The organism is Kitasatospora sp. NPDC041988, assembly GCF_055588525.1.
Window position 1 is genome coordinate 87,463 of the sequence record NZ_JBVJCO010000023.1, and the last position, 11,841, is coordinate 99,303.

7 protein-coding genes are annotated in these 11,841 nt (G+C 73.6%); all 7 read right to left on the reverse strand.

The genetic code is table 11. From position 1 onward, the window contains the following. Positions 1-134: 134 nt before the first annotated feature. The 7 genes from ACZ6NC_RS23020 to ACZ6NC_RS23050 all read right to left on the reverse strand — a co-directional run bounded on the left by ACZ6NC_RS23020 (position 135) and on the right by ACZ6NC_RS23050 (position 11,836). Positions 135-1,751: an AMP-binding protein gene (locus ACZ6NC_RS23020; RefSeq protein WP_465735596.1), complete on the reverse strand. Its 1,617-nt coding sequence runs from the start codon at positions 1,749-1,751 to the stop codon at positions 135-137. Further along, entirely contained in the window at positions 1,748-1,996 is a 249-nt protein-coding gene (locus ACZ6NC_RS23025; RefSeq protein WP_465735598.1) for a phosphopantetheine-binding protein, read from the reverse strand. The genes ACZ6NC_RS23020 and ACZ6NC_RS23025 overlap by 4 nt, the downstream gene beginning before the upstream one ends. Positions 1,997-2,058: 62 nt before the next feature. Beyond that, complete coding sequence (locus tag ACZ6NC_RS23030) at positions 2,059-3,027, reverse strand: ACP S-malonyltransferase (RefSeq protein WP_465735600.1); 969 nt, start codon at positions 3,025-3,027, stop codon at positions 2,059-2,061. An 11-nt stretch (positions 3,028-3,038) separates the two neighbouring features. After that, a complete protein-coding gene (locus tag ACZ6NC_RS23035) occupies positions 3,039-3,278 on the reverse strand; it encodes a ferredoxin (protein WP_465735602.1) in 240 nt (79 codons plus the stop codon). Then, positions 3,275-4,480 (reverse strand): cytochrome P450, encoded by a 1,206-nt coding sequence (locus ACZ6NC_RS23040; RefSeq protein ID WP_465735604.1) that lies wholly within the window; start codon positions 4,478-4,480, stop codon positions 3,275-3,277. The genes ACZ6NC_RS23035 and ACZ6NC_RS23040 overlap by 4 nt, the downstream gene beginning before the upstream one ends. Next, a complete protein-coding gene (locus ACZ6NC_RS23045) occupies positions 4,477-5,427 on the reverse strand; it encodes a proline iminopeptidase-family hydrolase (RefSeq protein WP_465735606.1) in 951 nt (316 codons plus the stop codon). The genes ACZ6NC_RS23040 and ACZ6NC_RS23045 overlap by 4 nt, the downstream gene beginning before the upstream one ends. Positions 5,428-5,617: 190 nt before the next feature. After that, entirely contained in the window at positions 5,618-11,836 is a 6,219-nt protein-coding gene (locus ACZ6NC_RS23050; protein WP_465735608.1) for a type I polyketide synthase, read from the reverse strand. Positions 11,837-11,841: the final 5 nt, after the last annotated feature.

Consider the following 11,841-nt stretch of genomic DNA (forward strand, 5'->3'; position numbering starts at 1 on the left):
GGAAAGGGTGTCCAACGCCATTCTCCTGTCGCCGAATCCGGGGCCCGCGCCGGCCAGGAAATGACCGACGCGGACCTCGAATGGGGATTCAATCCCCAACGACGCTACTTAGCGGAGGGCCGGACACACCACCCCTAGTTCCCCCTACTGCCGCCGCCTTCTTTACCGGCGGCAATCAGGGCGCCGGCGCGATTCCGCAGTTCCTTGCGGTCGACTTTCCGGTTGGCGTTCAGGGGCATTTCACCGAGCAGTACATAGCGCTTCGGCAGGAGTCCTTGCGGAAGGACCTCTCCCAGTTGTTTCGCGAACGCGGCGGGGCGGACCGCCTCGGGGCCGGTGTAGAAGACGACGAGCCGGGTGCCGTCGTCCGTCACCGCGTCCACGGTGACGGCCTCGGTGACGCCCTCGACGGTGCTCAGCGCGTGGTCGATCTCGGCGAGTTCGACCCGCCAGCCCTGGAGCTGGACCTGGGCGTCCATCCGCCCGAGGTAGGCGAGTTGGCCGCCGGCCGGATCGCCGACCCGCCGCACCCGGTCGCCGGTGAGGTACCACGTCCGGCCGTCGCGTTCGACGAAGCGGCCGGCGGCGTCGGCCGGGTCGAGGTAGCCGGGCGCCATCTGCGGTCCGGAGACACAGAGTTCGCCCTCGTCGGGCACCTCCCGGCCGTCCGCGTCGAGCAGCGCGTACTCGTGGCCCTCGTGGACGGCGCCGATCGGCACCACGCCGTTGACGGCCAGGCCCGGCGAGAGCGCGGGGTCCCAGCGGTGGGCGGCGATGGTGACGGTGAACTCGGTGGGGCCGTACAGGTTCTCGACGACCGAGCCCGGCGCCGCCTGCTGCCAGTCGGCCGTGTCCTGGCACTTGAGCGCCTCGCCGGCGAAGAAGCTCCAGCGCAGCCCGGACAGGGCGCCCGGGGCGAGGGCGCCGGTGCGGCGGGCCAGCGAGATGCCGCTGGGGGTGGAGAACCACACCGTCATCCGGTGCTCGGCCAGGTAGCCGGGCAGGTCGCGGTAGCCCTGGGGCGGCACCCAGTGGGCGGTCGCCCCGGCACCCCACGCGCAGAAGAGGTCGAACAGCGAGCAGTCGAAGTTCAGGTCGAAGGTCTGCGAGAACACGTCGTCCGGGCTGAAGTCGTAGCGCCGGTCGAGCAGGTCGAAGTAGTGGCCCGTGTTGCCGTGGGTGAGCGGCACGCCCTTGGGCCGCCCGGTCGAGCCGGAGGTGAACAGCAGGTAGGCGCGGTCCTCCGGGCGGACGGCGACGGGCGCGTCGAGCGCGTGCCGGTCCCGGACGTCGACCCGGCGCAGCCCGGTGCCCAGCACCGCGTCGTCCGGGACGAGCACCGGGACATCGCCCCCGGGGCCGAGCAGCCCGGGCAGCGCGGCGCTGCCCGGACCGTCCGCGATGACCGCCGACAACGGCGCCGCGTCCAGCATCGCCCTCGTCCGGGCCTGCGGGAAGTCGGGCCGCAGCGGCACCACGGCGGCGCCCGCGTAGAGCGCCGCCAGGATGCCGGTGTAGGCGGTGACGCCCTTGGCCGCGAGGACGCCGACGGCCTGCGGCCGCCCGTCCGACGCGGCGAGCAGCGAGCCCGCCCAGCGCAGGGCGAGCTCGTGGGTCTGCTCGTACGTACGCGTCTCGGCCCCGGCCCGGAACGCCGCGCGCTGCGGCGAGAGCGCCAGACCGCGCAGGAACCGCCCGGCGAGTGTGTCCGCGGACGGCCCGCCGTCGCCCGCCGGCCTCCGGCCCGTCACGCGGCCGGCTGGAGCAACGAGGAGAGGGCCGCCCACAGGACGCCGGGCGACCGGAAGGTCTCCAGGCTCAGCGCGTCGTCCTGGAAGCGCACGTCGTAGGCGTTCTCGAGGGCGGCCAGCAGCTCGACGGTGCCGAGCGAGTCGAGGCCGAGGTCACGCAGCGGCGTGTCGGCCTCCAGCTTCTCGTCCTCGTCGAGGAAGGGAAGGTAGGTGAGCAGGATCTCTTCGAAGGTCTCGTCCCACATGGGTGGTCTCCCTGATCGGTGATGGTGCGGGTGGGGCAGGGGCGGTGCCGGGCGGTACGGGCTCAGGCCGCGTTCGCCGCCGCCCGGCGGGCGCGGGACCGGGGGCGCATGGCGACGGCCGGCGAGGCCGCGACGACCTCGAAGTTGTCGCGGGTCACCGCGACGCGGCCGAACAGCGAGTCCGGCCCCGACACGCACACCGTGCGCACGCCCAGGTCCTTCAGCGAGGCGACGACCGCGGGCCACCGCATCGGCGTGACGAAGCTGTCGAGGAGCATGGCGCGCACCTCGGCGGCGGTCGTCAGGACGCGGCCGTCCTGGTCCGCGACCACGGGCAGCTTCGGGTCGTGGAAGGTGAGCGAGCCGAAGACCTCCCGCTCGACCCGCTCCCGGAGCGCGCCGAAGGCCGTGCAGTGCACCGGGGGCCGCATGGTGTAGAGCGACATGCCGCCCAGCGAGCGCAGCTTCGGCAGGAACCACTCCAGGCTCGGCTCGCGCATCGACACCATGTGGAAGTCGTGGTCGACGTGGCACGACACCTCGTGGAACTCACCGCGCTCGTCGAACTCGGCGAACAGCTCCGCCAGTTGCTCCTGCGGGGTGCGCAGGAAGGAGTGCGTCACGACGTCCTGGTGCTCGGTGCGGAACCAGTCCTCCATGCAGCGGGCGACCTCCGCCGTCATCCGGACGGCCTCCTCGAAGGAGAGCGCGCCCGAGTACGCGGCGAGCACCTTCTCGCCGAAGCTGGGGCCGGTGCACACCTCGGGCACGAAGCCGAGCTGTCCGGCCGCCCACTCCGCGGAGGCCAGGCAGTTCACCAGGAAGGCCACCTGGGAGGCCTCCGAGTAGTCGCCGCCGTCCTGGTCGTCCCGGAACCGGTCGACAAGGTTGTAGCCGAGCGCCTCGTCCGCCCGCGCGACGAACTCGCGGGCGGCCGGGTTGATCAGCATGAACTTGCCCACCTCGGCGAAGGGGGAGGCGCTCATACCGGGGAAGACGATCGCGGTCTCCGCCCTGATCGCGGTGTTCATGAAGGTGCCTCTCAGGCCTCGGGGGCCAGTTGGCGGCCCGTGTCTGCGTCGGTGACCGTGATGACGAGTGCCGGACAGGTCTCGGCCGCGTCGAGCACCGTCTGGTCGGGCCCGACCGTCCCCGCCGGCGGTTCGGCCTTGCCGCCCTTCATGACGAAGTGGCGTGGCGCAGCGGCCGCGCACATCGACGAGCCGATGCAGGCGGCCGTGTCGACGGTGATGGTCCAGCGTGTTCCGGGAAGTTCGCTCACCACGTCACCCGCAGACCGAGCGGGCCGCGCACCAGGCCCTGCTTCCAGGAGACGGCGGCCGGGTCGTCGGCCAGGGCCAGCTTCGGGAAGCGCCGCACCATCGTGCCGAGCATCACCTGGAGCTCCATCCGGGCCAGTTGGGCGCCGACGCAGTGGTGCGCGCCGTGCCCGAAGGCGATGTGCGGGTTGTTCTCACGGGTGATGTCCAGCCGGTCCGGGTCGGCGAAGACCTCGGGGTCGCGGTTGGCCGCCGAGAGCGACGGCAGCACGAACTCGCCCGCGCGGACCGTCGTGTCCCGGAACCGCACGTCCTCCATGGCGTACCGGGGGAACAGCGCGGCCGAGTTGAACGGGATCCAGCGCAGTAGCTCTTCGACCGCCCGCGGCACCAGCGCCTGGTCCCGGCGCAGCAGGCCGAGCTGGTCGGGGTGGGTGAGGATCGCGTACAGGAGGTTCGGGATCTGCGAGGAGGTGGTCTCGGCGCCGGTGGTGATCAACCCGACGATGTGGGTGGCGAGTTCCTCCTCGCTGAGGCGCTGCCCCTCGTCCCGCGCCCCGACCATGATGCCGACCAGGTCGTCGGTGGGGTGGGCCCGGCGGGTCGCCACCAGCTCGGCGACGTACCCGAACAGCGCCTCGAAGGCCTGCCGGACCGACTCCTCGCTGCCCTCGACCGTGGACATCAGGGCCTGGGACCACTCCTTGATGTTCTCCTGGTCCTTGTCCTCCAGGCCCATCAGCTTGCCGATGACCGCCGACGGGATCTGGAAGGCCATCGACTCGACCACGTCGATCACACGGCCCCCGGGCCGCGCGACCAGCTCGTCGAGCAGCGCGTCCACGGTCCGCTGGGTGTCCTCGCGCATCGTCTCGACCCGGCGGGCGGTGAACACCCTCGCCATGATCTTGCGGACGCGGGCGTGGTCGGGCGGGTCCATGGCGAGCAGGCCGGTGCCCGAGGCGTCGACCTCCCGCAGCCGGGGCGGGTCGCCGGCGACCGCGCGCTCCCGGCTGAACCGGGGATCACTCATCACCAGGCGCACGTCCGCGGCCCGGGTGGCGAGCCAGCCGGTCTCGCCGAACGGCATCCGCACCCGGCTCAGCGGCTCCTCCGCGCGCAGCCGCGCGTAGGTGGGATCGAGCTCCAGGGCCCGGGCCGGACTGAACGGGTACGCGCGTACCCGTGGCGTGCTCGCCGTCATCCGCGTCCTCCGGGCGCCGTTCCGTCGTCGGGGGGCAGCCCGTCGGCGGGGAGAAGTCCTTCGAGGTAGCCGAGCAGGATCTCCTTGAACCGCTCGGGCTCCTCCAGGTGCGGCACGTGGCTGGAGTTCTCCAGGATCTCCCACCGCACCTCGGGGATCCGGTCGAAGTACGGCTGCACGGTGGCCGGTGTGGCCTCGTCGTGCCGGCCGGTGAGCAGCAGGGTGGGCACCTTGATGCGGTCCACCTCGTCGATGACCGACCAGTCCTTGAGCGTCCCGATCACATGGAACTCGTTCGGGCCGTTCATGGTGTAGTACACGGTCGGGTCGTCGTAGATCTCCATGAAGGAGGCGACGAAGTCCCGCGGCCAGGGCACGACCCGGCAGACGTGCCGGTCGTAGAAGACCCGCATCGCCGTGAAGTACTCCTCGTTGTCCGTCGTGCCGGCCGCCTCGTGGTGGCGCAGCGTGTCCTGGACGTCGGCCGGCAGCCCGGCGCGCAGCACCTCCATCTCCTGGAGCCACAGGACGTAGGAGGCCGGGGAGTTGGCGATGATCAGGCCGCGCAGTCCGGACGGCCGCTCGGCCGCGTGCGAGGCTCCGAGGATGCCGCCCCAGGACTGGCCGAACAGGATGTAGTCGTCGGCCACGTTCAACTTGTCGAGCAGGTTGTTCAGTTCGTCCTTGAAGAGCTGGACGGTCCAGAAGTCCTTGCCCCGGTCGGGGAGATGGCTGGAGCCGCCGTTGCCGAGCTGGTCGTAGTGGATCACCGGCCAGCCGGAGTCGGCCAGTTCGGTGAGCGCCAGCAGGTAGTCGTGGGTGCTGCCGGGGCCTCCGTGCAGCACCACCACCGGCGGCTTGCCCGAAGCCAGATCCCCGGTCACGCGGTACCAGGTCTTGTATTTCCCGAAAGAGACGACACCCTTGGCACTCGCTGGTCTTGACATCGTTCTATTCCTCTCCGAATTGTCCGGCGAATTTACCCACCTCCGGGTTGAACTGCCTGGGTCCACCGGGGAGGACGTGCCCGTACTGACGGCGCCGCGGGAGCTGATCCTGTGGACGCACGCTATACGAGCCGCCTTCCCCGGACAGACCCCTAAGCGGCCCCTACGAACCCCAGAGCCGGGCTGTTCCTCAACGGCCGGACGCAAACTGACGGCACGCCACCTGGACCCACTCCTCGACGGACGCGGCCGCGTCCGCCGCGTAGGTCTCGATGATGGTGAAATGCGTGCCCGGAACCTCCGTGAGGGTGTGCGCGGTCGGCCAGACCGCCCGCCACTCCTCCTCACCGGCCTTGGGTACGGCCACGAAGGACTCCGTGGGCCGCACGAACAGCACCGGGGTCTCCATCTCGGCCGGCCGCACACTGCCGATCAGTTCGACATAGCGGCCCATGGCGCCGAGGCGGGTCACGTTGAACCCGCCGAAGTCGTCCTCCCGGTCGAACATGCCGACCATCATCTGACCCCAGAACCCGTGCGACTGGTTGTCGTCGTCGCCGGTGTTCGGCAGGTAGGAGTCGAGCAGCACCACGCCGGCCGCGGGAGTCCCCGCGCGCTCCAGGTGCTCGGCGGCGGCGTGCGCGAACTGCCCGCCGGACGAGTAGCCGACGATCACGAACGGCTGCCCGCCGGCCGCCTGCAGGATGTGCGCGGCGAAGGCCTCCACCGCCGCCGGGACGGTCGCCGGCAGCCGGTCGGCGGGGTGGAACCCGATGACGGGCAGGGCGATCACGTCCCGCACGTCGCGGAAGCCGGCCGCGAACCGGGCGTACTGCTGGGCGCCGCCCATCGCCATCGGCGACGGCAGGCAGACCAGCGCCGGGCCCTGCGGCCCGCGCGCCAGCCGGACCGGCTCGGGGAACACCGCCGCCTCCGGACCGCCCTCGGCGGCCGTCTTCTCGCGCAGGTCCGCCAGCGAGTGGAACCAGGGCCGGACGTGCCCGGCCGCCTTCAGCAGCCGGATGCCGCCCGGCAGGTTCTCGCCGAGGATCGCCTGCCGGAACAGGCCGCGGAAGGACTCCGGGCTCTCCCCGGGTCGGTCCGCCGCCTCGGCGGCCGGGCCGGGCCGGCCGCCCCGGGCTGCGGCGTCGGCCAGCCGCTCGCGCAGATGGGCGGCGAGCGCCACCGGGTTGCGGTGGTCGAACAGGGCGCTGGTGGTGAGGTCCGCACCGGTCGCCTTGTTCACCAGGTTGCGGATCTCCGTCGCCGACAGCGAGTCCACGCCGGCCTCCAGGAAGTCCCGCTCGGGCTCCGCCTCGTCCGCCGAGGCGTAGCCGAGGACCACGGCCGTCCGGCTCAGGACGATGCCCAGCAGGATCCGCTCCTGCTCGGCGGCGTCCAGCCCGGCGAACCCGGCGGGCAGGCCGCCCGCCGCACCCGCCTCCCGGGCCCGGCGCACCGGCACCCGCACCAGCTCGCGCAGCAGCGCGGGCACCTCGACCACGGCCGCCCGGGCCCTGATCGGCGCCGTGTCGAGCCGCACCGGGACGAGAGCGGCCCGGTCGGCGCGCAGCGCGGTGTCGAAGAGCTCCAGGCCCTCGTCACCGGAGAGCGCCAGGATGCCGGAGGCCGCCAGGCGCTGCCGGTCGGTCTCGCCGAGCGACTCGGCCATGCCGTCGGTCGCCGTCCACAGGCCCCAGCCGAGCGAGACGGCGGCCAGGCCGGCGGCCCGGCGCCGCTGCGCCAGGGCGTCCAGGAAGGCGTTGGCCGCGGCGTAGTTGGCCTGCCCGGCGCTGCCCATGGTGCCGGCGAGCGAGGAGAACAGGACGAACGCGGCCAGGCCGGCGTCCCGGGTCAGCTCGTCCAGGTGCACGGCGGCGTCCACCTTCGGACGCAGCACCCGCTCCAGGCGCTCGGGCGTCAGGGCGGCGACGGTGCCGTCGTCCAGCACGCCGGCCGTGTGCACGACGCCGGTCAGCGGGTGCTCGGCCGGCACCGCGGCGAGCAGCCCGGCCAGGGCCGGACGGTCGGCGACGTCGCAGGCGGCGACGGTGACGCTCCTGGCGCCCGCCCCGGTCAGCTCCTCGCGCAACTCCGCGACCCCCGGCGCCTGTTCGCCGCTGCGGCTGACCAGCAGCAGGTGCCGCACGCCGTGCGCCGCCACCAGGTGCCGGGCGACCACCCGGCCGAGCCCGCCGGTGCCGCCGGTGACCAGCACGGTGCCGTCGGGGTCGAGCACGGGCGTCCCGGCGTCCGCACCCGCCTGCCCCGCCCGGCGCAGGCGGGGGGCCAGCAGCCGGCCCCCGCGGATCGCGAGCTCGGGCTCGTCGAGGGCCACCGCCGCGGCCAGCAGTCGCGGCGCGACGTCGGCGCCGTCGGCGTCCAGCGTGGTGAACCGGCCCGGGTACTCCTCGTGCGCGGAGCGCAGCAGGCCCCAGACCGGGGTCTCGGCGAGCCCGGGCACCGCCTCCTCGGCGGAGACCGCCACCGCGCCCTCGGTGAGGACCAGCAGGCGGGAGCCGTCGAGGCGCGGTTCGGCGACCCAGCGCCGGAGTGCGTCCAGGGTGTACCGGGCCGTCTCGTGGGCCCGCTCCACCAGGTCCGGTCCGGCCGCCGGCGGCTGCCGCAGGACGACCACCTCGGGCACGGCGTCACCCGCGTCCAGCGCCGCGGCCAGCCCGTCGAACCCGGGGTGGACCGGCATGCCGGACCCGAAGGCCGACCCGCCGCCCAGCACGGCCCAACCGGTGGGAACGGGAACGGACTTGGGCGCGGTCACGGCCACCCAGTCGAGCTGGAACAGCGCGTCGCCGACCCCGCCGACCGGCCGGAGCCCGCCGGCCGGCACCTGACGGACGACCAGGGAGCCGACCGAGGCCACCGGGCGGCCCTCGCCGTCGGCCAGGTCGATCGTCACGGCGCCCGGCTCGCCGCCCGACTCCGGGTCTGCCGCCCGCACCCGGACGCGCAGCGTCGTCGCGCCGGTCGCGAAGACCTCGACGTCGGACCAGGCGAACGGCAGACCGCCGTCGCCCACGGCCGCGGAGAGACCCACCGCGTGCAGGGCCGCGTCGAACGCGGCCGGGTGCAGCGCGAACAGCTCGGCGTCGCCGTGCGCGCCGTCCGGGAGGGCGACCTCGGCGAACACCTCGCCGTCCAGCGTCCAGGCGGCCGTCAGACCCCGGAACACCGGCCCGTAGACCAGGCCGCCCTCCTCCAGGTTCGCGTACAGCTCCGCCACGTCGGCGGGCTGCGCGCCCGGCGGCGGCCACGCGGCGGCGTCGGCGTCCGGCGCGCCGAGGCCCGCCCCCACCACGCCGGTGGCGTGCCGCGTCCACGCGGTGCCGTCCTCCGCGTCACCGGCCCGCGCGTACACCCGGGCCTCGCGCTCGCCGTCCTCGTCCGGGCCGGAGAGCACCACCTGGAGCACGACGGCGCCGCTCTCGGGCAGCACCAGCGGGGCGGTCAGGGTCAGTTCGCGGATCCGCTCGCAGCCGACCTGCCGACCCGCCCTGAGCACCAGGTCGGCCAGGGCCGCCCCCGGCAGCAGGACCGTGCCCGCCACCGTGTGGTCGGCGAGCCAGCGGTGGGTGTCCAGGCCGATCCGCCCGGTCAGCACGAACCCGCCGGAGTCCGGGAGTTCGACACCGGCCCGCAGGAACGGGTGCCCGGCGTCGACCTGCCCGAAGGCGGCCGCGTCGCTCAGGTCGGCCGCGGCGTCCAGCCAGTGGCGCTCGTGCTGGAAGGCGTAGGTCGGCAGGTCGACGCGGCGAGCGCCGGTGCCCCGGAACACGGCCGCCCAGTCGACGTCCGCGCCCGCCTCGAACACACCGGCCAGGGCGCTGAGCAGGGCCGGGGCCTCGTCGCGGCCCTTGCGCAGGACGGGGACGAGGAGCGCCGCGTCGGGCTTGGCCAGGCAGCCGTGGGCCATGCCGGTCAGCACGCCGTCGGGGCCCAGCTCCAGGTAGCGGGTGACACCGGCGTCCTCCAACGCCCGGATGCCGTCGGCGAAGCGGACCGCCTGGCGGACGTGGCGCACCCAGTACTCCGGGTCACGCAGCTCGTCGCCGGTGGCGAGCTTGCCGGTCACGTTGGAGACGACGGCGAGCCTGGGCGCGGAGAACTCCAGGCCGCCCACGACCGCGCGGAACTCCGCCAGCATCGGCTCCATCAGCGGCGAGTGGAACGCGTGCGAGACGGTCAGCTGCTGGACGGCGGCACCCGCCGCCGCCAGCTGGTCCGCGATCTCGCGGACCGCCTTCTCGGTACCCGAAATCACCACGGACGTCGGCCCGTTGACGGCCGCCACCCCGACCTCGGCCTCATGTCCCTTCAACAGCGGCAGCACGTCCGCCTCGGCGGCCCGGACGGCCACCATCACGCCACCGGCCGGCAGCGCCTGCATCAACCGGCCACGCGCGGCGACCAGCTTGCACGCATCCGCCAGCGACAGCACACCACTGACATGCGCGGCCGCGATCTCACCGACGGAATGCCCGGCCAGGAAGTCCGCCCGCACACCCAGCGACTCCACCAGCCGGTACAGGGCGACCTCGACCGCGAACAGCGCCGACTGCGTGTAGGCCGTGTCGTCCAGCGAGCCCGAGCCGGCGCCCGCGATGACCTCGCGCAGCGAAACACCCAACTCACCGTCCAGCAGCGAACACACCTCGTCCAGCGCGGCCGCGAACACCGGGAAGGCCTCGTACAGTTCGCCGCCCATGCCGAGGCGCTGCGCACCCTGGCCCGTGAACAGGAACGCCGTCCGGCCGCCGACCCGCGGCTCCACGGAGCCGCCGGCCACCGCGGCCAGCCCGGCCAGCACCTCCTCACGCGTCGAACCCAGCACCACCGCGCGCCGGTCGAAAACCGTCCGTGCGGACGCCAGCGAGAAGCCCACGTCGGACAACCGGGAGGGGCCGTCCGCGGCGACGAACGCGTGCAGCCGCTCGGCCTGCGCCCGCAGCGCCTCGTCGGTACGGCCGGAGACCGCGAGCGGCACCGGCACACCCGACGGCCAGCCCGCACCCGACTGCTCGGCCGACTCGTCCGACTCGACCGCCGGGGCCTCCTCCAGGATCACGTGCGCGTTGGTCCCGGAGATCCCGAACGACGACACACCCGCACGACGCGGCGCACCGTCCCTCTTCTCCCAGGCCCGGGACTCCGCCAGCACCTCGACATCACCGGCCGACCAGTCCACGTGCGAGGACGGCGCATCGACGTGCAGCGTCTTCGGCAGCACCTCGTGCCGCATCGCCTGCACCATCTTGATGACCCCGGCGACACCGGCGGCCGCCTGGGTGTGACCCAGGTTCGACTTCACCGAACCCAGCCACAACGGCCGGCCCTCCGGCCGACCCTGGCCGTACGTGGCCAGCAGGGCATCGGCCTCGATCGGGTCACCCAGCGTGGTGCCCGTCCCGTGCGCCTCCACCGCGTCGACATCGGCCGGCGCCACACCGGCGTCGGCCAGGGCCGCCCGGATCACCCGCTGCTGCGACGGACCGTTCGGCGCCGTCAGCCCGTTGCTCGCACCGTCCTGGTTGACCGCCGAACCGCGCACCACCGCCAGGATCCGGTGCCCGTTGCGCCGGGCGTCCGAGAGCCGCTCCACCAGGACGACGCCGACACCCTCGGCGAAGCCGGTGCCGTCCGCCGCCTCGGCGAACGCCTTGCAGCGCCCGTCGGGCGCCAGCCCGCGCTGACGGCTGAACTCCACGAAGGTGCCCGGAGTCGCCATGACGGTGACCCCGCCCGCCAGCGCGAGGTCGCACTCGCCGCGGCGCAGCGCCTGCACCGCCAGGTGCAGGGCCACCAGCGAGGACGAGCAGGCGGTGTCCACCGACACCGCCGGGCCCTCCAGGCCGAAGGTGTAGGCGACCCGACCGGAGACGATGTTCCCGCTGCCGAAGCTGTTCGGGTAGTCGTGGTACATCACGCCCGTGAAGACGCCCGTCCGGGTGCCCTGCAGGGAGGCCGGCCGGATCCGGGCGTGCTCCATCGCCTCCCAGGAGGTCTCCAGCATCAGCCGCTGCTGCGGGTCCAGGCCCGCCACCTCGCGCAGGCCTATGCCGAAGAACTTGGCGTCGAACTCCCCCGCGTCGTGCAGGAAGCCGCCCCGGTCGCTGTAGCTGGTGTTGGCCCGCTCGCTCTGCGGGTCGTGGAGCCGTTCGAGGTCCCAGCCGCGGTCGGCGGGGAAGCGGCTGATGCCGTCCCGGCCGTCCCGGACGAACTCCCAGAGCTCGTCCGGGCCGGCGGCGCCGCCGGGGAAGCGGCAGGCCATGCCGACGATCGCGATCGGCTCACGGGTGGCCGCCACGAGCTTGCGGTTCTGCTCCCGCAGCCGCTCGGTCTCCTTCAGTGAGGACCGCAGTGCCTCGACCAGCTTCGAATCGTTCTGGACCATGACGG